General features: G+C 64.6%; 21 protein-coding genes. 8 read left to right on the top strand and 13 right to left on the bottom strand.

The window, feature by feature from the left end; translation table 11 throughout:
- Positions 1-5 precede the first annotated feature (5 nt).
- Together ACI3K3_RS13350 and ACI3K3_RS13355 are read right to left on the bottom strand one after the other, a co-directional pair.
- Positions 6-1,910, bottom strand: coding sequence for a hypothetical protein (locus tag ACI3K3_RS13350; RefSeq protein ID WP_404914413.1), 1,905 nt, complete (start codon positions 1,908-1,910; stop codon positions 6-8).
- A gap of 11 nt (positions 1,911-1,921) precedes the next feature.
- A complete protein-coding gene (locus tag ACI3K3_RS13355; protein ID WP_404914415.1) occupies positions 1,922-2,095 on the bottom strand; it encodes a hypothetical protein in 174 nt (57 codons plus the stop codon).
- A gap of 58 nt (positions 2,096-2,153) precedes the next feature.
- Here ACI3K3_RS13355 and ACI3K3_RS13360 point away from each other — a divergent pair, with 58 nt between their 5' ends.
- The 3 genes from ACI3K3_RS13360 to ACI3K3_RS13370 all read left to right on the top strand — a co-directional run bounded on the left by ACI3K3_RS13360 (position 2,154) and on the right by ACI3K3_RS13370 (position 5,585).
- Positions 2,154-2,741, top strand: a complete 588-nt coding sequence (locus ACI3K3_RS13360; RefSeq protein ID WP_404914417.1) for a shikimate kinase — start codon at positions 2,154-2,156, stop codon at positions 2,739-2,741.
- Complete coding sequence (gene aroB, locus ACI3K3_RS13365) at positions 2,732-3,844, top strand: 3-dehydroquinate synthase (RefSeq protein ID WP_404914419.1); 1,113 nt, start codon at positions 2,732-2,734, stop codon at positions 3,842-3,844. Before ACI3K3_RS13360 ends, aroB begins: the two co-directional genes overlap by 10 nt.
- Positions 3,845-4,190: 346 nt before the next feature.
- Entirely contained in the window at positions 4,191-5,585 is a 1,395-nt protein-coding gene (locus ACI3K3_RS13370; protein WP_404914421.1) for a peptide MFS transporter, read from the top strand.
- 47 nt (positions 5,586-5,632) lie between these two features.
- On the opposite strand, the gene ACI3K3_RS13375 is transcribed toward ACI3K3_RS13370, so the two are convergent.
- The 10 genes from ACI3K3_RS13375 to gor all read right to left on the bottom strand — a co-directional run bounded on the left by ACI3K3_RS13375 (position 5,633) and on the right by gor (position 17,350).
- On the bottom strand, positions 5,633-6,415 hold the full coding sequence (locus ACI3K3_RS13375; protein ID WP_404914423.1) for a thioesterase family protein: 783 nt from the start codon (positions 6,413-6,415) through the stop codon (positions 5,633-5,635).
- The gene (locus ACI3K3_RS13380) at positions 6,415-6,786 is read right to left on the bottom strand and encodes a tRNA-binding protein (protein ID WP_404914425.1); all 372 of its coding nucleotides are present in this window, start codon (positions 6,784-6,786) and stop codon (positions 6,415-6,417) included. The genes ACI3K3_RS13375 and ACI3K3_RS13380 overlap by 1 nt, the downstream gene beginning before the upstream one ends.
- Entirely contained in the window at positions 6,787-8,817 is a 2,031-nt protein-coding gene (locus ACI3K3_RS13385) for a biotin carboxylase N-terminal domain-containing protein (RefSeq protein ID WP_404914427.1), read from the bottom strand.
- On the bottom strand, positions 8,818-9,069 hold the full coding sequence (locus tag ACI3K3_RS13390) for a hypothetical protein (protein ID WP_404914429.1): 252 nt from the start codon (positions 9,067-9,069) through the stop codon (positions 8,818-8,820).
- A complete protein-coding gene (gene bioB / locus ACI3K3_RS13395; RefSeq protein ID WP_404914431.1) occupies positions 9,066-10,118 on the bottom strand; it encodes a biotin synthase BioB in 1,053 nt (350 codons plus the stop codon). Before bioB ends, ACI3K3_RS13390 begins: the two co-directional genes overlap by 4 nt.
- Before the next feature lie 89 nt (positions 10,119-10,207).
- Positions 10,208-12,358: a methylmalonyl-CoA mutase gene (scpA, locus tag ACI3K3_RS13400; protein WP_404914433.1), complete on the bottom strand. Its 2,151-nt coding sequence runs from the start codon at positions 12,356-12,358 to the stop codon at positions 10,208-10,210.
- Between the two features lie 143 nt (positions 12,359-12,501).
- A complete protein-coding gene (mce, locus tag ACI3K3_RS13405) occupies positions 12,502-12,939 on the bottom strand; it encodes a methylmalonyl-CoA epimerase (RefSeq protein WP_404914435.1) in 438 nt (145 codons plus the stop codon).
- Entirely contained in the window at positions 12,936-14,117 is a 1,182-nt protein-coding gene (gene bktB, locus ACI3K3_RS13410) for a beta-ketothiolase BktB (protein WP_404914437.1), read from the bottom strand. Before bktB ends, mce begins: the two co-directional genes overlap by 4 nt.
- 65 nt (positions 14,118-14,182) lie before the next feature.
- Complete coding sequence (locus ACI3K3_RS13415) at positions 14,183-15,709, bottom strand: acyl-CoA carboxylase subunit beta (RefSeq protein WP_404914439.1); 1,527 nt, start codon at positions 15,707-15,709, stop codon at positions 14,183-14,185.
- Between the two features lie 294 nt (positions 15,710-16,003).
- Positions 16,004-17,350 (bottom strand): glutathione-disulfide reductase, encoded by a 1,347-nt coding sequence (gor, locus tag ACI3K3_RS13420; RefSeq protein WP_404914441.1) that lies wholly within the window; start codon positions 17,348-17,350, stop codon positions 16,004-16,006.
- Positions 17,351-17,630: 280 nt separating this feature from the next.
- Between gor and ACI3K3_RS13425 the strand changes: the two genes are divergently transcribed.
- A complete protein-coding gene (locus tag ACI3K3_RS13425) occupies positions 17,631-18,290 on the top strand; it encodes an RBBP9/YdeN family alpha/beta hydrolase (protein ID WP_404914443.1) in 660 nt (219 codons plus the stop codon).
- A gap of 68 nt (positions 18,291-18,358) precedes the next feature.
- Here ACI3K3_RS13425 and pgi read toward each other — a convergent pair whose 3' ends face one another.
- On the bottom strand, positions 18,359-19,879 hold the full coding sequence (pgi, locus tag ACI3K3_RS13430) for a glucose-6-phosphate isomerase (protein ID WP_404914445.1): 1,521 nt from the start codon (positions 19,877-19,879) through the stop codon (positions 18,359-18,361).
- 176 nt (positions 19,880-20,055) lie between these two features.
- Between pgi and lepB the strand changes: the two genes are divergently transcribed.
- The 4 genes from lepB to ACI3K3_RS13450 all read left to right on the top strand — a co-directional run.
- Positions 20,056-20,940, top strand: coding sequence for a signal peptidase I (gene lepB / locus ACI3K3_RS13435; RefSeq protein ID WP_404914447.1), 885 nt, complete (start codon positions 20,056-20,058; stop codon positions 20,938-20,940).
- The gene (gene rnc, locus ACI3K3_RS13440; protein WP_404914449.1) at positions 20,941-21,609 is read left to right on the top strand and encodes a ribonuclease III; all 669 of its coding nucleotides are present in this window, start codon (positions 20,941-20,943) and stop codon (positions 21,607-21,609) included. It begins immediately after the preceding gene.
- Positions 21,610-21,730: 121 nt separating this feature from the next.
- Positions 21,731-22,624: a GTPase Era gene (gene era, locus ACI3K3_RS13445; protein WP_404914451.1), complete on the top strand. Its 894-nt coding sequence runs from the start codon at positions 21,731-21,733 to the stop codon at positions 22,622-22,624.
- The coding region (locus ACI3K3_RS13450) for an SGNH/GDSL hydrolase family protein (protein WP_404914453.1) at positions 22,624-23,316 on the top strand (693 nt) is incomplete at its 3' end. The genes era and ACI3K3_RS13450, both read left to right, overlap by 1 nt.

Genomic DNA, 23,316 nt, shown 5'->3' on the forward strand with positions numbered 1-23,316 from the left:
CCGGATCAGGCCCGCGCCACCGCTTCCGCCGCGATCATCCGCGCCTCTGCCTCCAGACCCACCGTGCGAAGCGCAGAGACGATATGATAGAGATAGCGCGGCGTCATGCGCTGCCAGCTGCCTCCCTGCATCCCCAGCCCGGCCAGGAAAGCGACGCTGGCGGCATCTCCAGCCGTAGCGGCCCGGTCGATCGCGGTCGTGAAGTGCGTGGTGCTGTCGAGTTGCAGGCCCCATTCTCCGGAGTAGCGCGAAGAGGCGCCTTCATCGATCCGGCCCAGTCCCGCCAGGCCGGCTACGAGGAACGCACTCTTGCGCTTGTTGGCGCTCTCGTCCGCTCCGTAATAGGTGTCGACGGCGCCGGAATCCACCGCCCGGATGCGGCCCGGCGCAGCGAGCGTGAGCAGGCCCCAGCCCTGGGTGCCCGATGCCACGATCGGCGACCAGGCCAGCGCATTTGTGTCGTAACCGGCCGCCAGCATCGAGGCGATCAGCGCGGCGGCATCGCCTGCCATGTCCTTGCTCGGCGCGATGCGGGCTGCTGCGGCGGCGGTCAGCACCTGGCGCGCGTAAGTCGCCTCTCCACCGTTGGCGCCGCTCCAGAGGCTCTGCATGGCGGAAAGCCGTGCGGCGGGCGCGTCCAGCGTATAGGCATCGCGCAAGCTTTCCGCGCGTTTCTGCCAGTCTCCGGTCACGTCGGGATCGGCATAGACCTGGGCGTAAAGGTCCACCATCGCCGCATTGGACAGCACGCCGGTGGCAGCGGCACGATCGGCGGCGACGGCGCGACGTTCCAGCCCGACCATGGGCGCCAGCGCAGTGATATAGTCATAGGCCGGGCCGGCACCGTTCATGGCGCTTTCCGGCGGAGCGAGGCCGACGCCGATCGCCAGCCCATAGCGCCAGGGCGTCATCGTATCGACCCCGTCCCACTCGATCGTCACGGCCTTGCGCGAGCGCCCGGCGGCTCCTGCATATTTCTGCGCGAGCAGCGAATCGATGCGCGCCATCTTGCCGCTCACACGGGCTTTCTCCAGCCGCGAAAGTGCCGCGGCGCCGCTACCGCGAAAGGCATCGCAAATGGACTGCTGCGCGCTCCACTCCGAGCCTTCTCCTTGCGCGCCCTGGATCGAAAGCACCGGGCACATGCCGGTGAAATCGGCGGTGCGCTGGTAGACATCGAAGGCCGCGCGCGTGATGTCCGGGGTGAAGTTGGAGATGTCCAGCCCCTGGAGCAGCGCGCGCGCCGCATCGGTTTCGCCCATGCGGATCAGCAGGCCGACGCGCAGCGACAGGAACTGCTGCGGGCTCATGCCCACCGGCGCCTGGAGCCGCGAGGCGAGCGCGCGGCGCAACAGGATATGGCCCCAGCGAGACACCATCGTGCCGCGATTGGCGGCGATGGCGGTCTGCACCAGATAGGGATTCTGCGCGGAGAGCGAGGCGGTCGCCATGCCGCCTTCTGCTTCATCCACCAGGCCGACCTGCTCCATCGACCGGCGCGCACCGGCCGGCATGTCGAGGTTGAGCTTGTCGGTCAGCAATTGCTCGAAGGCTTCGGGCGACATGCCCTGAAGTTCCTCCAGCGTCGGCATGCGAGTGAGCGTGCTCCTGCCCTCGGCGTTGGTGGTGATCAGCGCATCGGGGCCGAAGATCGGGATCGGCTCGACCGGCAGCGCCTGGACCACCGGGGTCGAGACCGATCGCGGCGTCGCGGCATTGCCCGAGGTGGAGGCACCCGCAGAGGGACGGGCGGGGGGCGCGGGGGGCGTTGGCGTCGCCGCAGGGCGCGCGGGCTCGTCGAACATCTTGGGGAGCAGCGATTCGGGCGCGTCCTGCGCCACGGCCCAGGCGGACGTCAGCCCGAAAGCGGCACCGGCCAACAGATGCCAGCTTCTGATACGCAGACTCATGATATCCCGGCTCATTTGGGCGCCTCCGGAATCGCGACCGGCTGGACGATATCCTTCACGGGCGAACGCCCGCCGTCCATCCAGGCCCAGACCGCGATCAGGATCGCCACCAGAACGACCATCGGTGCGACGATGGAAACAGCAGCCACGCCTGAGAACTTGCGCCCGCGTTTTGTTATCGTCACTCGCCTTCCTTCACCGATGCTTGCGCTGCGACCTAGCGCAACTATAGGCGTTGGAGCAATGGACGTTCAACAAACCCGGTTTTCCGCACAGGAAATTGCCGCGCTCGCGCGGCGCATCGACCGCCCCATCGTGCTGGTCGGGATGATGGGCGTCGGCAAGTCGAGCGTGGGCAAGCGCCTGGCCACACTTCTGGATTGTCCCTTCGTCGACGCCGACGAGGAGATCGAGCGTTCCGCCCAGATGACGATCCCGGAGATCTTCGAGACTTACGGGGAAGCCTATTTCCGCGATGGCGAACGGCGGGTGATTTCCCGCCTGATCGACGCCGGACCGGAGCCCCGTGCGGGTAGCTGCGTCATCGCCACCGGCGGCGGCGCTTTCTGCAATGCGGAAACACGCCAGCTGATCCTCGACAAGGCGATCACCATCTGGCTCGACAGCGAAGTGGATACCCTTGTCGAGCGCACCGCGCGCAAGGACAACCGCCCGCTGCTTCAGGGTGGCAACCCCAGGGATATCCTGGCCCGGCTCCGCGAAGATCGGCAACCGCACTATGCGCTCGCGCCGATCCACGTCATGAGCCACAGTGGGCCGCACATCCAGACGATCAACAAGGTACTCCAGGGAATTTCGCAATGGCTGTAATCCCCGTCGATATTGCCGGCCGCCCTTACGAAGTCAGGGTTGGCGCGGGCCTGCTCGCCGAACTGGTGCCCCAGTGCCGCGGCCTCCTGCGCAAGCGCGGCGTGCCGATCATCACCGATGCCCATGTCCATGCGGCCTGGGGCGAAGTGGTCGAGGCCAGCCTGCGCGAGAACGGCCACGAGCCGCACTGGCGCATCCTGCCCCCGGGCGAGGGCACGAAATCGTGGGACGAGCTGGCGGCCACCGTGAACTGGCTGCTCTCGCTGGAAGTGGAACGCGGCGATCACATCATCGCGCTGGGCGGCGGCGTGATCGGCGATCTCACCGGCTTCTGCGCCTCCGTGCTCAAGCGCGGCTGCAAGTTCATCCAGGTGCCGACGACCCTTCTCGCGCAAGTCGACTCAAGCGTGGGCGGCAAGACGGCGATCAACACGCCCGCCGGCAAGAATCTCGTCGGCGCGTTCCACCAGCCCTCGCTGGTGCTGGCTGACCTTTCCGCGCTCGACACGCTGCCGCCTCGCGATTTCCTGGCGGGCTATGCCGAAGTCGTGAAGTACGGCCTGATCGACGATGCCGACTTCTTCGCCTGGTGCGATACCAATGCCGCCGCGATGATCGCCGGAGACAGCCAGCTGCGCGAATATGCCGTCGCGCACTCGGTGGCGAGCAAGGCCCGCATCGTCGCCGAGGACGAGTTCGAAACCACCGGCCGTCGCGCCCTGCTCAACCTGGGCCACACCTTCGGCCATGCCCTGGAAGCGGAGACCGGCTTCTCCGACCGCCTCCTCCACGGCGAGGCTGTAGCGCTGGGCATGGTGCTGGCCGCCCGTTACTCGGCCCACCGCGAGCTGATGCCGCGCGCAAGCGCAGAGCATGTGGCCAGCCATATCGCCGGCGTCGGCTTGCCCGCAAGCCTGGCCGCGCTCGGCGTCACCTGCGATGGCGCCGCGCTGGTGAAGCATATGCTGCATGACAAGAAGATGGACGCTGGCACCCTGCCCTTCCTGCTGATGACGGGCATAGGACACACCTATCTCGACAAGAACGTCTCGCTCGAAGACGTCGCCACCTTCCTCGACATCGAATTGAACCGGCAAGACTGAGAGGGCGTTTCGCACGAAGGGCGGACCGTGCCTGCGACGCGATGAGCGCCTTGCCGGGTGGAAACGCATTTCCGTCTAGCGCGTTGTTTTTATTCCTCCCCTACGAGAGGAAACGTCATTCTGATGGCCTTTCGAGGTCCGGGGGCGTACGGGAAGGCGACAGGTCGATCGGGTCTGTCGCCTTTTCCGTTGCAAACCTTTTCCCTTCTGCCAGAGCGACTTGCGGCCGATCTCTCAGCGCTGCCCTTACCTGACGTGACATTACCGTAACGCGCCACTATGGTGCGCGTTGACATAACAAAAATACCGGGTCGTCACAGAATCAGGCCAGAGAGACTAACATTCCATGACCGTTGCCGAAGCTACCCCCGAGCTTGACTTCCCCGAGGAAGTCGAGCGGAACGACCGCGCCTTCCTGGGCCACCCGAAAGGGCTGGGCTATCTCTCCTTCGTCGAAGGGTGCGAACGTTTCTCGTACTATTCCATGCAGACGCTGCTCGTGCTCTACATGGTCAAGTACCTGCTCCTGCCCGAGAACATCGGACAGGTTGTCGGCCTCTCCTGGCTGCGCGGCTGGCACTATGCAGGGCTTGAGGGACAGCCGCTGGCCTCGGCGATCTTCGGCGACTACACTTCGCTGGTCTACCTGACGCCCATCCTCGGCGGCATCGTCGCGGACCGCTGGCTGGGCCGCAAAGCCACGCTGATCGCCGGAGCCGTGGTCATGTCGTTCGGTCATTTCCTCATGGCCTTCGAGGGTATGTTCCTGCTTGCGCTTATGTCGCTGGTGGTGGGCGTGGGCCTGTTCAAGGGCAATATCGCCAGCCAGGTCGGCGAACTCTACAGGCCCGGCGACTTGCGCCGCGCCATGGCGTTCCAAATCTTCTACATCGCCATCAACGTTTCCGTCATCGCCGCCCCGCTGATCGCCGGCACGCTGGGCGAAAAGGTCGGTTGGCACTACGGTTTCGGCACGGCCGGCGTGGTCATGGTGCTGGGCCTCATGATCTACCTCAAGGCCGGACCGTGGCTTCCCGCCGACAACCGCGCCCGCAAGGGTGAGAAAGCTCCGAAGATTCGCCTGACCCGCTCCGACTGGCCGCGCCTCGGGGCGCTGGCCGTGCTGGTTCCGGTGCTGGCCGTCGCGATGATGAGCAACCAGGAAATCTTCAACGCCTACCTCGTCTGGGCGGACGAGAAGTTCCAGCTCACCTTCTTCGGCGAAACCCTGCCGACAAGCTGGATGATCACGATCGATGCGACGCTCAGCTTCTCGATGCTGGTGGTCGTCGCTGCATTCTGGAAGTGGTATTCCGGCCGCACCGGCCGCGAGCCGGACGAACTGGGCAAGATGATCATCGGCTCGGTCTTCAGCATGATGGGCGGCATGTGCCTGGTGATCGCCGCAGCCACCGCCGGGGACGCCAAGATCGGCCTCTTCTGGCCGGTGATGTTCCACCTGTTCAACTCGATCGGCTTCGCGCACATCATGCCGGTCAGCCTCGCCCTGTTCACCAAGGTCGCCCCGCGCGCGCTCAATGCGACGGTGGTGGGCATCTACTACCTGGCGTTCTTCGGCGCGAACAAAGTGGTGGGCGAAGTGGGCGGCTGGTATTCCTCGATGGATACCGTCTCGTTCTGGCTGCTCCACGTCGCCTCGGCCGCCGTGGGCCTGATCGCCTTCGCCGCATTCAAGATCGCGCTGGGCAAGACCCTGGCCGGGAATACCGTCGAAAGCTGATTTCGAAATACCGCCGCCACGGCTGCCGGGGCGGCGAGATCGTCTGTTCAGCCAAACACGGCGACCGACTGCATCCCGGCAATCACCGGCACGCCCAAGGCATTCCACTGAAGGATGTGCTCGCTGGCCCCGCCGCCCCGGGCGAACTCGCTGGTGGAGCGCAGCAGCCACCAGCCATCCTCGGTCGTCGGCGCCGGTTCCAGCATGTTGACGTGCCAATGCATCGAACTGATCGGCACCTTGAAATTGACGAGCGGCAGCACCGCCGTCGGCAAGGCATCACCCACCAGCACCGCCTCCAGCGCCGGGTCGAAGCCCTCGCGCTCCTTCAAGCGCACCCACCAGCACAGATCCGCCTCTCCCAGGGCAGACTTCGGCAACGCGAAACGAGCATCGAAATTCTCGCGAAGGAACGCCGGCGCCTGCTCCATCGGCACCGGCCTGGCCTCGGCGGGCGGCGTCACGCGCTCCGGCATGGAATAGCCCGCGATATCCGCCGCGCTTTCGATCCGACGCATGAAAACGAAACTGGCGGTGAAGCCTACACCCTTCTCGCCCGACAGTTCCGCTGCGACCCAAGTGGCATTGCGCCCCTTGCGCACGATCCGCGCCCGCGCTTCCACGCGACCGGCCAACGGCGCGATCATCGCGAACTGGCCCGAACGCAGCGGCGGAAGCCCCGGATCGACACGCTGCGCGGCCGCCAGCGACAGCGCCGAAGTCAGCCCGCCATAGGCCGTTCTGCCCTGAAGCCAGTCTTCAGTGATGTCGAAAACGAAGCCGCCCTCGATCTCCTCCGCTGCGGCCAGCAGCGCGGCAAAACCCGTCATCAGAACAACCTCGAACCGTTGGGAACCGGCATGTCCGGTGCGAAAAGGACCACCCGGCCCTCCTCGTCCGCGAAGCCGAGCGTCAGCGCCTCGGACACGGCCTTGCCGATCTGACGCGTGGGAAAGTTCACGACCGCCGCCACCTGCCGCCCTATCAGTTCTTCCGGCGAATAGAGCGCGGCGACTTGCCCCACGCTCTTGCGCTCACCGATGCCGGGACCGAAGTCGATCCGCAGTTTAAGGCTCGGCTTGCGCGCTCCCTCGTAGACTTCCGCGGCGACGATCGTGCCGACGCGGATGTCCACTTTCAGGAAGTCGTCGAAGGTGACTTGCTCGGCCGCAGGCGCGGCGGGGTCGTGATCGAGATGCATTTATTCCATTTCGAGGATCACGGCGTCCACCGCAAGGCTCTCACCGGCCTTGGCGTTGACCGCCTTGACCACGCCCGACTTCTCGGCGCGCAGGATGTTTTCCATCTTCATGGCTTCGACGACGGCCAGCGGCTGGCCGGCCTCCACCTTGTCGCCCTCGCCCACATGGAGCGCGACGAGCAGGCCCGGCATCGGGCAGATCAGGTACTTCGAGAGATCCGGCGGAATCTTTTCGATCATGTGCCGGCTCAGCGACGCCACGCGGCTGGGCAGGATCTGCACATCGTGGATCGCGCCGCGCGTGATCATCTTCAACCCCGTGCGCGTGGGCGCGACGCGGATGCCGATGGTCTCGCCGTCGATCTCGGCCTCGATCAGGCGATCGCCGGGCGTGTATTCCATCGCCAACTCGACCTCCACGCCGTTCACCGTGACGTCCTCATCGTCGATGACGACTTCGTAGGCCGCCTTGTCGATGGTGACGGTCCATTCCGACGGCGGCACAAGGCGATGCGGCGCCAGTTGCCCGTCGACCCTGCGCGCCCGGTCGGCCCGCGCGGTGGCGACGAAAGCCGCGACGGCGGCCAGTTTGCCCTGCAATTCCTCCGACGCAGGCGCGCCGGTGAAGCCCTCGGGATATTCCTCGGCGATGAACCCGGTGGTCAGCTCGCCCGAGCGGAAGCGCGGGTGCTGCATGATGGCCGAGACGAAATCGATGTTGTGGCCAAGGCCCTCGATCTCGAACTGGTCGAGCGCCGCCACCTGCTTGTCCGCCGCCTCGTCACGCGTCTCGCCCCAGGTGATCAGCTTGGCGATCATCGGGTCGTAGAACATCGAGACTTCGCCGCCTTCGTAGACGCCGTCGTCGACACGAATGCCGTCCACGCCGCGGCGCCCGTTGGCGTCCTCGTCCTCGTCCTCGGTCCAGCCGTCAACCGGCGGCTGATAGCGCACGAGGCGGCCGGTCGAGGGCAGGAAACCGCGATAGGGATCTTCGGCGTAGACGCGGTTTTCGATAGCCCAGCCGTCGATCTTCACGTCGGCCTGCGTCATTTCCAGCTTCTCGCCCGCCGCCACACGGATCATCTGCTCGACAAGGTCGACGCCGGTGATTGCCTCGGTAACCGGATGCTCCACCTGAAGACGGGTGTTCATTTCGAGGAAGTAGAAGCTCTCGCCCGTCGCATCCGCGCCCGAGACGATCAGTTCCACCGTACCCGCCGAATAGTAGCCCACTGCGCGCGACAGGGCGACGCACTGCTCACCCATAGCCTTGCGCATCGCCGGAGTGACGAAAGGCGATGGCGCTTCCTCCACCACCTTCTGGTGGCGGCGCTGGATCGAGCATTCGCGCTCGTTCAGGTAGAGAATGTTGCCGTGCTTGTCGCCGAGGATCTGGATCTCGATGTGGCGCGGATTGAGGATGAACTTCTCGATGAAGACACGGTCGTCGCCGAAAGAATTGAGGCCCTCGCGCTTCACGCTCTCGAAGCCTTCGCGCACGTCCTTTTCGTCGTAGGCCAGACGCATGCCCTTGCCGCCGCCGCCGGCGCTGGCCTTCATCATCACCGGATAGCCGATCTCGTTCGAGATGCGCACGGCATGTTCGGTATCCTCGATCTCACCGACGAAACCGGGCACTACGTTGACGCCGGCCTGCTTGGCCAGCTTCTTGGACTCGATCTTGTCCCCCATCGCGGCGATCGCGCCCACAGGGGGGCCGATGAATTCAATGCCCTCTGCGGCCAGCGCTTCGGCGAAGGAGGTGCGCTCGGAGAGGAAACCGTAACCGGGATGGACCGCTTCGGCGCCGGTCTGCTTGCAGGCCTGGATGATCTTGTCGGCAATCAGATAGCTCTGCGCGGCCGGCGCGGGGCCGATGTGCACCGCCTCATCGGCCATCTGCACGAACGGCGCACGCGCGTCGGCGTCGGAATAGACGGCGACGGTCTGGATGCCCATGCGACGCGCGGTCTTGATCACGCGGCAGGCGATCTCGCCCCGGTTTGCGATGAGGATTTTCTTGAACATCTACGCAGACTTCCCTCGAAGAGATCGAATAGAGATAAGAATGAAGGCCACGAGCAGCCCACCAGCAAACGCTACCGGCTTAACCGAAACGTCATCGTTCATTCCGGATGCGAAAATAACAGAGCCTCCTGCGGCGGTAAAAATCGCCGCCAAGACACCCAACAACATCAATCTCGACGAAAGCTGCTTTGCCCTGAGGGCCGCCGCCGCCAGAAGAAAGACGGCAACCGACAAGGCAATCCAGATGCTCACTCAGCAGCTTCCAGCTTGGCGCAGCCCTTGGGCATGCGCTGGGCTTCGACTTGCGCCTCGGTCAGTTCGATGGCCATGGGCTTGATGCCGAGGCGCGCGAACATCGCAGCATCACTGTCATCGCCCGCGTTCGGCGCGGTGAGCAACTGGTCGCCGGTGAAGATCGAGTTCGCGCCGGCCATGAAGCACATCGCCTGCGTCATCTCGGACATCGATTCGCGGCCCGCCGAGAGGCGCACCATCGACAGCGGCATGGTGATGCGCGCGACCGCCACGGTACGCACGAATTCCACATCGTCGATCTTGGCGAGCGGCGTGTCGGCCAGCATGTCGCCCAGCACGGTGCCCTTCACGGGAACCAGCGCGTTGACCGGAACCGACTGCGGGTGATCGGGCAGCGTCGCCAGCGTGTGGACGAAGCCCACGCGATCGGCGCGCGTCTCACCCATGCCAACGATGCCGCCGGAGCAGACGTTGATGCCCGCCATGCGCACATTCGACAGCGTGTCGAGGCGGTCATCCATCGTGCGCGTGGTGATCACCTGGTCGTAACGCTCGGGCGAAGTGTCGATATTATGGTTGTAGTAGTCGAGGCCCGCTTCGGAGAGCATGTCCGCCTGATCGGGCGTCAGCATGCCCAGCGTCATGCAGGTTTCCATGCCCATCGCGCGCACGCCCTTCACCATCTCGATGATGGCGGGCATGTCGCGGTCCTTGGGGTTGCGCCAGGCGGCGCCCATGCAGAAGCGGGTCGAGCCCTGGTCCGCCGCCTGCGCCGCGCGCTGGAGCACCTGCTGCACTTCCATCAGCTTGGTCGCCTTGACCCCGCTGTTGGCCGAAACCGACTGCGAGCAATAACCGCAGTCTTCCACGCAGCCGCCGGTCTTGATCGAAAGCAGCGTCGAAAGCTGCACTTCGTTGTGCGGATGGTGCGCGCGATGCACTTCGGCCGCGCGGAACACCAGTTCGGTGAACGGCAGGTCGAACAGCGCCGCGATTTCCTCACGGGTCCAGTCGATACGGGGCGCGATGGCGGGGGTCTCGGTCATATTCATTCCTCAGGCGGTGCGCGCGGGATGACGCGCGGCCAAACCCCGGTCATAGGGGCAAGCGCGGCGTCGATCCAGCGTGGCCATCCTTATTCCGCCGCTTCGAGCGAAGAACCGAGCGGCGGCATGTTGTGACCGAGCAGGCGCAGCACGTCCGCCGCGCATTCCACCACGTTGGAACCGGGGCCGTAGATGCCCTGCACGCCGGCATTGCGCAGATATTCGTAGTCCTGCGGCGGGATGACGCCGCCGGCGATCACCTTGATGTCGCTCCGACCCGCTTCGCGCAGTTTCTGGATCAGTTCGGGGATCAGCGTCTTGTGCCCGGCCGCAAGGCTGGACGCGCCGACCACGTCGACCGCGCTGTCCAGTGCGAGCACGACGGTCTCCTCCGGCGTCTGGAACAACGGACCCGACACGACGTCGAAGCCCATGTCCCCGAAGGCCGAGGCAATGACATTCGCGCCGCGATCGTGGCCGTCCTGCCCCATCTTGGCGACCAAGACCTTGGGCTTGCGGCCGAGGCGACGCTCCACCGCCTGCACGCCGTCCAGCACCTGCTGCCAGCGGCCGTCGCCCTCGTAAGGCGCGCCATAGACGCCCTTCACCGGGGTCGGCTGGGTGCCATAACGCTGGAAGCTGTCCTCCATGGCCGAGCTGATCTCACCCAGCGTGGCGCGGGCGCGGGCGCATTCGACGGCGAGTGCGAGCAGGTTGTTCTCGATACTGGCGGGCGCGGCGGCACCATCGCGCAGGGCTTTCAGCGCTGCCTGACACTTGGCCTCGTCACGCTCCGCCTTCATCTTGTTGATGCGGGCGATCTGGCCTTCGCGGACCTTGGCGTTGTCGACTTCCAGCGTTTCCAGCAGGTCTTCGCTGGCGAGGCGGTACTTGTTGACGCCGACGATCACGTCGTCACCCCGGTCCACTCGCGCCTGACGGGCAGCGGCGGCGGTTTCGATCATCGCCTTGGGCCAGCCGGCGGCGACGGCCTTGGCCATGCCGCCCTCGGCCTGCACGCGCTCGATGATCTCCCAGGCCTGGTCGACCAGTTGCTGCGTCAGCGATTCAATATAATACGACCCACCCAGCGGATCGACGACATTGCACATGCCGGTCTCCTCCTGGATGATGATCTGCGTGTTGCGGGCGATGCGGGCCGAGAAGTCGGTCGGCAGCGCGATCGCCTCGTCCAGTGCATTGGTGTGCAGCGACTGGGTGCCGCCCAGCATCGAGGCCATCGCCTCGATCGTGGTGCGGATCACATTGTTGTAGGGGTCCTGCTCCTGCAAGCTCACGCCCGAAGTCTGGCAGTGGGTGCGCAGCATCTTCGACCGTTCGTCCTTGGCGCCAAGCTCCGTCATCACCCGGTGCCACAGCACGCGCGCGGCGCGCAGCTTGGCCACTTCCATGAAGAAGTTCATGCCGATGGCGAAGAAGAACGACAGGCGGCCCGCAAACTTGTCGATATCGAGGCCCGATGCCACGCCGTACTTCACGTATTCCGCGCCGTCCGCGATGGTGAAGGCCAGTTCCTGCACCTGCGTCGCCCCGGCTTCCTGCATGTGGTAGCCGGAAATCGAGATCGAGTTGAACTTCGGCATCTCGCGGCTGGTATAGCCGAAAATGTCCGAGATGATCCGCATCGAAGGCTCAGGCGGGTAGATGTAGGTGTTGCGGACCATGAACTCCTTGAGGATGTCGTTCTGGATGGTCCCGTCGAGCAGCTTGCGGTCGACGCCCTGCTCTTCGCCGGCAACGATGAAGAAGGCCAGGATCGGGATCACCGCGCCGTTCATCGTCATAGATACCGACATCTTGTCGAGCGGAATCCCGTCGAACAGGATCTTCATGTCCTCGACGGAATCGATGGCGACGCCGGCCTTGCCCACGTCACCCACGACGCGCGGGTGATCGCTGTCATAGCCGCGATGGGTGGCAAGGTCGAAGGCGACCGAAAGGCCCTTCTGCCCCGCTGCCAGGTTGCGGCGATAGAAGGCGTTCGATTCCTCGGCGGTCGAGAAGCCCGCATACTGGCGGATGGTCCAGGGACGACCGGCATACATCGACGCACGCACGCCGCGCGTGAACGGCGCGAAGCCGGGAAGGCCGGGATCGACGCTCACGTCTTCGGCGGTATAGAGCGGCTTTACCGCAATACCCTCGGGCGTGTTCCAGGTCAGGTCCCTGCCCTTGACCTCCTTGTCGGCGGCTGCCTTCCAGTCGTTGACGTCTGCCATCTTCGGCTTCCTGCATCGTCGTCCCGGACTTGATCCGGGACCGGTGTCTGTCTTTAGGCGGGCGCTATCAGAAGAGCGCCCTGCCGCGAGGTGGGCCGTTCACGGCCAGCGGTCCCGGATCAGGTCCGGGACGACGTTCAAATTCAATGTGCCCCTTTGGGGGTTTCCATGATCTCGGTGAGCTGACCGCCCATGTCCTTAGGGTGGACAAAGAAGATCAGCGTCCCGTGAGCGCCCACGCGCGGCTCACCCAGCACGCGTTTGCCGAGGCCCTCGAACCAGGCCTTGGCCGCGTGAATGTCGGACACTTCGTAGCAGATGTGGTGCTGGCCCCCGAGTGGGTTCTTCTCCAGCCACTTGCCCACAGCCGAGTCCGGCGCGGTCGGCTGGAGCAGTTCGATTTGCGTTCCCGCCGTATCGCCTTCACCCGGCGTATTGACGAAGCAGACGCGAACCTGCTGGCTTTCGAGCACGAAAGGCTCGGTAATATCGGTGGCGCCCATCACGTCGCGATAGAACGCGATCGAGGCGTCGAGATCGGGCGTGGCGACGCCGATATGGTTGAGACGACCCAGCTTCACGCCACGTTCTCCAGCACCAGAGCGATGCCCTGCCCGCCGCCTATGCACATGGTTACGAGGCCGTACTTCCCGCCGGTGCGCTTCAACTCATACATGCACTTGATGGCGAGCATCGTGCCGGTGGCGCCGACCGGGTGACCGATGGAGACGCCCGAACCGTTCGGATTCACCTTCTCCGGATCGAAGCCGAGCACCTTGGAAACGGCGGCGGCCTGCGCGGCAAAAGCCTCGTTGCTCTCGATCACGTCGATCTGGTCGAGCGAAAGCCCGGCGCGCTTCAACGCCACCGGAACCGCCTTGATCGGGCCTTCGCCCATGTAGGCAGGCTCGACACCGGCATGGCCCCAGGCGACGATCTTCGCCATCGGCTTCAGGCCGCGCTTTTCGACTTCGGAAGCGGTCGCCAGCACCACGGCAGCGGCACCGTCGTTGATGCCGGAGGCGTTGCCCGCCGTGACCGTGCCATCCTTCTTGAAGGCGGGCTTCATGCTGGCCAGCGTCTCCGCCGTGGTGTCGGCGCGGACATGCTCGTCGGTATCGAAGACGGTCACACCCTTGCGGGTCTTCACTTCGATCGGAAGGATCTGGTCCTTGAAACGGCCTTCCGCGATGGCGCGGGCGGCGCGCTGGTGGCTGGTCGCGGAGAGTGCGTCCATGTCCTCGCGGGTGACGCAGTGGCGCTCGGCCACGTTTTCGGCCGTAATGCCCATATGGTAGCCGCCGATGGCGTCCGACAAGCCAACCGTCAGCGCGTCTTCCTGCGTGTTCGCGCCCATCTTCTTGCCCCAGCGCACGCCGTGGTCGTGATAGGGTACGTTCGACATCGATTCCGCGCCGCCGGCCACGGTGATCCCCGCTTCGCCCAGCTTCATCATCTGCGCGGCCGAAACGATCGCCTGCACGCCCGATCCGCACAGGCGGTTGAGCGTCAGCGACGGCACCTCGAACGGCACACCCGCATTGATGCCGATCACGCGGCTGAGCATCTCGTCCTTGGCGCTGGTGGGCATGACCTGACCGATGACGATATGGCCGACGTCTTCGGGAGCAACGCCCGCGCGAGCCAGCGCCTCGGTCACGACCTTGCCGCCGAGGTCGGACGGCATGAACGATTTCAGCGAACCACCGAAGTCACCGACTGCCGTGCGCACGCCGCTGACGATGTAGATGTCTTCCATTGCCTGTTCCCAATCTGGTTGTTCGATGCGTGCCGTCTGTCGCGGCATGGAGAGGATCGTCTTCGTTAGAGCGGAATGTTGTCGTGCTTCTTCCAGGGGTTTTCGAGGCTCTTGCTCCGCAGCTTGCGCAGGCCCAGCGCGATGCGCTTGCGGGTCGAGTGCGGGTAGATCACCTCGTCGATATAGCCCCGGCTCGCCGCCACGAAGGGATTGGCGAAGCGGTCCTCGTATTCCTTGGTCTTCTCGGCGATGCCTTCGGGCGAGAGGCCGCGGAAGATGATCTCCACCGCGCCCTTGGCGCCCATCACCGCGATCTCTGCGGTGGGCCAGGCGTAGTTGAGATCGCCGCGCAAGTGCTTGGAGGCCATGACGTCATAGGCGCCGCCATAGGCCTTGCGGGTGATCACGGTGATCTTCGGCACCGTCGCCTCGGCATAGGCGAACAGCAGCTTGGCGCCGTGCTTGATGATGCCGTTGTGCTCCTGATCGGTGCCCGGCAGGAAGCCCGGAACGTCCACGAAGGTGATGATCGGGATGTTGAAGGCATCGCAGAAGCGCACGAAACGCGCCGCCTTCTTGGAGGAGTTGATGTCCAGCACGCCCGCCAGCACCATCGGCTGGTTGGCAACCACGCCCACGGTCTTGCCCTCGATCCTGCCGAAACCGACGATGATGTTGCCAGCATGCAGCGGCTGGACCTCGAAGAAGTCGCCCTCGTCGAGCGTCTTCCGGATCACCTCATGCATGTCGTAAGGCTGGTTGGCCGAGGGCGGAATCACGGTGTCGAGGCTTTCCTCGGCGCGGTCCCACGGATCGGCGCAAGGACGCTCGGGAACTTCCTCGCGGTTGCTCAGCGGCAGGAAGTCGAAGAAATCGCGCGCCGCCAGCAACGCCTCGATATCGTTTTCCAGCGCAAGGTCGGACACCGAGGTCTTGCTGGAGTGGGTGACCGCACCGCCTAGTTCCTCCTGCGTGACGACTTCGTTGGTCACGGTCTTCACCACGTCCGGCCCGGTGACGAACATGTAGGAGCTGTCCTTCACCATGAAGATGAAGTCCGTCATGGCCGGCGAATAGACTGCGCCGCCCGCGCAGGGGCCCATGATCAGCGATAGCTGCGGCACCACGCCTGAGGCGAGCACGTTGCGCTGGAACACTTCGGCATAGCCACCGAGCGAGGCCACGCCTTCCTGAATGCGGGCGCCGCCGGAGTCGTTGAGGCCGATCACCGGCGCGCCGACCTTCAGCGCATTGTCCATCAGCTTGCAGATCTTCTGCGCGTGACGGTGCGAGAGCGAGCCGCCGAACACAGTGAAGTCCTGGCTGAACACGAAGACGAGGCGTCCGTTGATCGTGCCCGATCCGGTGACGACGCCGTCACCGGGGATCCGCTGGCTTTCCATGCCGAAATCGGTGCAGTCATGCTCGACGTAGAGGTCGAATTCCTCGAAGCTGTCTTCGTCGAGCAGGATGTCGAGCCGTTCGCGGGCGGTCAGCTTGCCCTTGGCGTGTTGCGCGTCGATCCGCTTCTCACCCCCGCCCAGCTTTGCGGCAGCGCGGCGATTTTCCATTTCGGCGATATTGGCGGACATCCGGGTTCCCTTGGCAAGTGACCTTGACGGCACGAATTATTGCCCCTGCTAGGCAGGTTGGGCGGTTCAGGTCAATAGTTTTAAGTGATCGGTTAAACCAGAAAAGTGGCAGGTTCATGCGGATTTCGCCCCACCGATGCCTTTCGTGACCGTCCATCGCCTATGCGAAAACCACGATGTTCCGCCTGCTGGCCCGATTTCTCGCTGCACAGCAAAAAGGGCGCAATAAAAAGGGCGGTGCGACCGAACGGCCGCAACGCCCTTTTCTCCATCAGACCTGGTTCCCCAAGCGCCCTATTTCATCAGCACAAGCTCTTCGGACATGGTGGGATGTACCGCCACGGTCGCATCGAAATCGGCCTTCGTCAGCCCGGCCTTCACCGCGATAGCCGCAGCCTGGATGATCTCCGGCGCCTCCGGCCCGATCATGTGCAGTCCCACCACTTTCCCGGTCGTTCCCTCACAGACCATCTTGTAGAGCGACCGTTCGTTACGGCCCGCAAGCACGTTCTTCATCGGGCGGAAGTCGCTGGTATAGATCTCCACCGAACCGAGTTGCTGGCGCGCCTGCGCTTCGGTCAGGCCAACCGCGCCGATCGGCGGATGGCTGAACACGGCCGAGGGAATGCATGAATAATCGAGCGTCGTCGGCTTGCCACCGAACACGGTGTCGGCGAAGGCCTGCCCCTCGCGGATCGCGACCGGGGTAAGCTGCACGCGGTTGGTCACATCGCCGACGGCATAGACGTGATCGATGTTGGTCTGCGAATATTCGTCTACCTTGATGGCGTTCTTTTCGTCGAGTTCCACGCCGACGTTCTCCAGGCCGAGGCCTTCGACGTTAGGCACCCGGCCGGTGGCGAACAGAACGCAGTCAACTTCGAGCGGATCGTGATTGGTCATGGAGACGGTCAGCGTGCCGTCGGTGTTCTTCTCGATGCCGCGGAAGTCGGCGTTGAAGCGGAAATCGATGCCCTTGGTCAGCGAGATCTGCAGCAACCGGTCGCGCATCGATTCGTCGTAGCCGCGCAGAAGCTGGTCCGAGCGGTTGATAAGCGTCACCTTCGAACCGAACTGGTGGAAGATGCCCGCGAACTCGTTGGCGATATAGCCGGCGCCCGCGATCAGGATGCGCTTGGGCAAGGCGTCGAGGTGGAAGGCCTCGTTCGAGGTTATGCCGTGCTCGTGGCCAGGGCAGGACGGAATCAACGGACGCGCGCCGGTGGCGATCAGGATGACTTTCGCGGTCTTCTTCTCGCCGCTGGCCAGCGTGATCTCGTGCGGACCGGTGATCGTGGCGCGCTCGTGGAAGATCTCGACCTTGTTGTTCTCAAGCGTCTGCGTGTAGATTCCGTTCAGGCGATCGACGTCGCCCAGTACGTTGTCCCGCAGCTTGATCCAGTCGAAGTGACACTGCGGGATGTCCCAGCCGAAGTGGCGGGCATCTTCCAGATCTTCCGCGAAATGGGCACCGTAGACGAGCATCTTCTTGGGCACGCAGCCCCGGATCACGCAAGTGCCGCCGACCCGGTACTCCTCGGCCACCGCCACGCGTGCGCCATGCGCTGCCGCGATCCGGCTTGCGCGAACGCCGCCAGAGCCCGCGCCGATGGTGAAGAGGTCGTAGTCGAATTCTGACATGCACTTGGCTCCTGCTGCGCCGGCTTTCGTCCGGGCAGGGCGCATATGGGGCAGGTCAAAGCCGATTGCCACCGGGTGATTTGCCCGCCGTCCCGCCTCGGTCCGAAAGCTCCGCTTTACACGGCCCAAGCAACGAACCGTCGGAACGCCTGCCCAACCGGGCGCAATTTAATTGTCAATCATTTCAGTTGAGTTTATAGAGAGCACATCAAATGCCGCTCCCCTACAGGACAGCCTGCGCTGGCGGACCCCGAAAACTCCTCGATCGGGAGAAGAGAGAATGGCACATAAGCAATCTCATACCGCGTCCTTCGCGACGGACGAACAGGAACCGCTCATCCTGCTGATCCCCGGCCTCGACGGCAGCGGGCCGGGACACTGGCAGCGCCGCTGGGCGGAAGAACTGGACAATGCCCAGATGGTCGATCTCGGTCTTTGGGAGAAACCGCATCGCAATACCTGGATCAATCGCCTGAACCATTCGGTTCAGCGCGCTGGCAGGCCGGTCGTTCTCGTGGCGCATAGCCTGGGCTGCCTGCTGACCGCCTGGTGGGCGAAATTCGAGCAGCCCGGCACCTCTTCGCCGGTGCTGGGCGCACTTCTCGTCGCGCCGCCGGAAGTGGACTTCTTTCCCCGCGACGACCGGCTGAACGGCTTCGCGCCGACCCCGAGCGACGCCCTGCCCTTCCCGTCGATCCTGGTCGCCAGCCGCAACGATCCGTGGATCGGCTTTCCCACCGCGCGGCTGCTGGCCCGCCAGTGGGGCAGCGCTTTCGTGGATGCAGGCGAGACCGGACACATCAACGCGGATTCGAAGATCGGCAGTTGGGAAGACGGCAAGCGACTGCTGGGCCAGCTTACCGGGCGCCGCGCTTCTGCCGAAAGCACCCGCCATTCGTTCCCTGCGGATCGGCCGGAGAGCCTAGAATACCGGCCCTGACCGAATTTCTTGCCGGTTGAGCCCGCCAGAGCCGGGGCAGGTCCAAACGACTTGCCCCGGCGTTTTCGTCAAGAGATGCCGGAAAGCTGCAGCAGCGCTTCGGTCGAAGGATCGAAGGTAGTGCCGCCCTTCTCGATCTGCTTGGCGATTTCCTTGCCCAGTTCCACGCCGAACTGGTCGAAGGGATTGATCCCCATCAGCACCGCATTGGCAAAAGTTCGATGCTCGTGGAAGGCGACCAGCGCACCGAACGTCGCGGGACTTACTTCGTCGAGCAGGATCGTCGCCGAAGGACGATCGCCTGCATAGGCGCGCGCCGGGTCTTCGCTGGCCTTGCCCGCCATCAGCGCCGCGCCCTGCGCGAAGCAGTTCGAAAGCAGGATGCGGTGATGCGCGGGGTTAAGGTCGTCTCCCGGCGCGATCGCAGCGATGAAGTCCACCGGCACGAGGTTGGTGCCCTGATGGAGCAGCTGGAACACCGCGTGCTGGGCATCGGTGCCGACGCCGCCCCAGGTGATCGGCGCGGTGGGGCCATCGACCGGCGAACCGTCGTACTTCACGCTCTTGCCGTTCGATTCCATCTCCAGCTGCTGGAGATAGTCCGGCAGCAGCGCCAGGCGTTCGTCATAGGCGAAGACCGCGCGGGTCTGGCAGCCGCGCAGGCGCGTGTAGTACTGATCGGCGAAAGCGGCGCGCAGCGGCAGGTTGGCCAGGCTTTCGGTATCGCGGAAATGGATGTCCATCGCCGCCGCGCCGTCCAGCAGTTCGGCGAAATCGGGCCAGCCCAGTGCCATGGCCACCGGGAAGCCGATCGAGGACCACAGCGAATAGCGCCCGCCGACGCTTTCGGAAAACGGCAGGATGCGCGTTTCGTCCACGCCCCATTCGACGGCCTTGTCCGGCGCGGCGGTGAGCGCCACGACGCGGCCGTAGGGGTCTTCAACGCCATTCTCGCGCATCCATGACAGGACGCTTTCGGCGTTGGTCATCGTTTCGATCGTGGTGAAGGTCTTAGAGGCGACCGCCAGCATGGTCGTCGCCGGATCGCATTTCGCGAAGGCCGCTTCCAGGGCGCAACCGTCGATATTGGAAACGACGTGGACTTCCACCATCGCCCCGTCACGGGCCAGCGCGTCGATCGCCAATGCCGGGCCGAGTGCAGAACCGCCGATGCCGACGTGGATCAGGTGCTTCACCTCGCCCATGGCACCGCGATGGATGGCCTCGACGATGGCGGCCATGCGGGCGTGGTTCTCGAAAGCTGTCGCCACGCTCTCTTCATTGCCGACGCCGCGCTGGGCGGTATGTTCGGCGGCGCGGCCCTCGGTGGGGTTGACGATCTCGCCCGCGAAAAGCGCGGCGCGCCGTCCCGCGAAGTCCATCGCTTCCGCCAGTTCCTCGAAGGCAGCGATATGCGCGGCATCGAGGTGAGTCTTGGACCAGTCGAACCGGATCGCGCCGGGGCTGGTCTCGTCACCCAGTTCCAGGCGCGTCGCGAGCAGGTCCAGACGGGCCGGATCGGCGTCGAAAAGCTCGGCAAGCGTCGGTTTGGGCAATCCTTTCAGCTTGTTCCATACCGTTTCGCTCATGCCATGGTTCCTTTATTCGGGTTGGGGCCAGCCTTATGCCCAGCGGGCAGCCCAAGGCCAAGTGCCATTCTTGCGGCCAAGCAAGGCATATACATGACGTTTTCGGTCGATACGGATGGGCTTTGGTTCGGTATCGCTCTTGACGTGAGGCCCCGCGCGCAACAAGGGTTTTGGCCATGAGCGACATCGAAACCGCGACTTCCGGCCACACCCCCGACAAGTCCGCCCCACCGCCCTCCGGTCCCCTTTCGGGCACTGGCGGAAAGCCTTCCAAGAAGGAGGCGAAAAAGGATGAGGGCTTCTTCTCCTTCCTGCTCTGGCTGGTGCTGGGCGTTGTGGTGTTGCGCAGCTTCATTATCTCGCCCTTCAACATCCCCAGCGAGTCGATGCTGCCGCGCCTGCTGAACGGCGACTATCTGTTCGCGTCGAAATGGTCCTACGGCTATTCGAAGTATTCGCTGCCCTTCAGCCTGCCGCTGATCCCCGGCCGCGTCTTCGCCAGCCAGCCCGAGCGCGGCGACGTGGTGATCTTCAAGGCGCCCCCCGGCAATGACGTGGACTACATCAAGCGGGTGATCGGCCTTCCGGGTGACGAAGTTCAGGTGAAAGCCGGCCAGGTATTCCTGAACGGCAAGGCCGTACCGCGCGCCAAGCAGCCCGATTTCGTGCTGCCTGTCACCGCGAACACCCGCTGCTACGCGCCCGAATTCGAAGGCAAGGACGCCGCCGGCGGTCCGGTCTGCAACTACCCGCAGTTCCGCGAGACCCTGCCCAATGGCAAGAGCTACAACGTGCTAGACCTCGGCCAGACGCCGCAGGACGATACCGGCGTCTACATCGTGCCCGAAGGCCACATGTTCCTGATGGGCGACAATCGCGACAATTCGCTCGACAGCCGCTTCCCGGCGATCGAGGGTCAGGGCATCGGCATCGTCCCGCAGGACAACCTGGTGGGCAAGGCCGCCGTCATGATGTTCTCCACCGATGGCGACGCCGAATGGCTCAAGCCCTGGACCTGGTTCACCGCCGCCCGCTGGAGCCGGATCGGGAGCGTGATCTGAGTGCTTGAACCCAAAGACCGCGAATTTCTCGCCGAAGTCTCCGGAGCGGCCCCCGCCGACGAGGGCTTGTGGCTGGCCGCCCTCACCCACGGCAGCACCGGCGAGAAACGCAACTACGAACGACTGGAATTCCTCGGCGACCGCGTCCTCGGACTCTCGGTCGCCGAATGGCTGTTCGAAAACAGCGAAGAGGCGGAAGGCCGTCTCTCGCAGCGTCTCAACGCGCTGGTCAGCCGCCAGACTTGCGCCCAGGTGGCGCGCCGGATCGGGCTTGGCCCGCACATGCGCCTCGGCAAACAGGCCCGCGACGACGGCGGCCTCGACAGCGACAACATCCTGGGCGACGTGATGGAAGCGCTGATCGGTGCCTGCTTCACGGAACGCGGCTTCGAAGCGGCGCAACAGATGGTGCGCAAGCTCTGGGCCGAACCGATGCAGGGCAAGGCGGGCAAGCGCAAGCATCCCAAGTCGGCCCTTCAGGAGTGGGCGGCCGGAAACCGCCGCCGCATGCCGGAATACAAGCTGGTCGAACGCTCCGGACCCGATCACGCCTCGCAGTTCACTGTAGAGGTCGCCGTCCACAACGTCGGCGCCGCGCGGGCCACCGCTAATTCCAAGCAGGACGCAGAGACTCGCGCTGCCGAGGAATTCATGAGAAAATTCGGGTAAGACGGCGATCTACCCGGCAACGGGCGGTCGAGGACACAAATTCGGTTCGCGCGTGTTATGGCGTGAACTGTCCCGAAGAAATGCAGATTGCAGGCGCAGATGCCTGACCGAAGGAAATGAAATGACTGAAAAATGCGGACTCGTCGCCGTGATCGGCGCGCCGAATGCGGGCAAGTCCACGCTGGTCAACGCGCTGGTCGGGCAGAAAGTGGCGATCACCTCGGCCAAGGCGCAGACCACGCGCGCGCGTTTGCTGGGCATTGCGCTGGCCGATGAGGTGCAGATCATCCTGGCCGACACCCCCGGCATCTTCGCGCCCCGGCGCCGGCTTGACCGCGCCATGGTCGCCGCCGCCTGGGAAGGTGCGCAGGAAGCGGACGCCGTGCTGCTGGTGGTGGACCCGATCAAGAAGCGCCGCCATGAACTCGAACCCCTGCTCGAAGCGCTGGCTACCCGGTCGGAGCGCAAGATCCTGGTGATCAACAAGGTCGACGCGGGCGCCAAGGAACCGCTTCTGGTGCTGGCGCAGGAACTGACCGGCAAAGTCCAGTTCGACGAGGTATTCTTCGTTTCCGCCCTCAGCGGCGACGGCGTGCCCGAACTCAAGGCCCATCTCGCCGGCCTGATGCCGGAAGGCCCCTGGCACTATCCCGAAGATCAGGTCTCCGACGCCAGCGAACGCCTGCTCGCCTGCGAGATCACGCGCGAGCAGCTCTACAAGCAGCTGCACGAAGAACTGCCTTACGACGCCGCCGTGCGCCCCGAAGCCTATGAGCAACGCAAGGACGGCTCGGTCGAGATCCGCCAGCAGATCGTGGTCATGCGCGACAACCAGCGCGCCATCGTGCTCGGAAAGGGCGGTTCCAAGATCAAGGCGATCGGCGAGGCCGCCCGCAAGGAACTGGCCGAAGTGCTGGGCCAGAAGGTCCACCTGTTCCTGCACGTCAAGGTCGAGGAAAACTGGGCCGAAGCCCGTGATCTCTACGAAGAGATGGGGCTGGACTGGGTCAAGTGATGAAGCGTTTCACGTCGACGGCGATCGTTGCCGCCGTCCTGATTTCCAACGGGCAGGCTCAGGCCAAGGCGCAGGCATCGGCACCGCCTGCGGCCCCGGCTCAGGCCCCGCTTCCCGAGACCGGGCAGTCCGCCGTGGTCGACGAGAGCCTTGCCGGCCAGCGCTACGTGGCGATCGGCTCGTCTTTCGCCGCCGGCCCGATGCTGCCCCCCGCCAAGTCGGGCGCACCCGCACGCTGCGGCCAGAGCATGAACAACTATCCGACGCTACTGGCAGAGCGCTTCGGAATGATCCTCACCGACCGCACCTGCTCGGGCGCCACGACCAACAACGTGCTCGGCCCCTGGGGTGAGATCGCGCCTCAGATCAACGCCGTGACGCCCCAGACGCGGCTGGTCACGGTGACGATCGGCGGCAATGATCTCAACTACATCGGCAACCTCTTCACGGCCACATGCCTCTACCGCGCCAGCCAACTGCCTCCGGGCAGCAAGCGGGCGGCCTGCGGTGCGGTGAAGGTGCCTACCGAAGTCGACTATGCGCGCGACGAGATGCAGATGATGGAAATCGCGCGTCGCATCCGCACCGTGGCGCCGCGCACCAGACTGGTCTTCGTGCAGTATCTCACGCCGCTGCCGCAGCCCGGATCGCTTTGCGCCGCGACGCCCGTGAGTGAGGAACATGCCGCGACC

This window comes from Novosphingobium sp. ZW T3_23 (assembly GCF_044987305.1).
In the GTDB taxonomy this organism is placed as follows: Bacteria; Pseudomonadota; Alphaproteobacteria; order Sphingomonadales; family Sphingomonadaceae; genus Novosphingobium.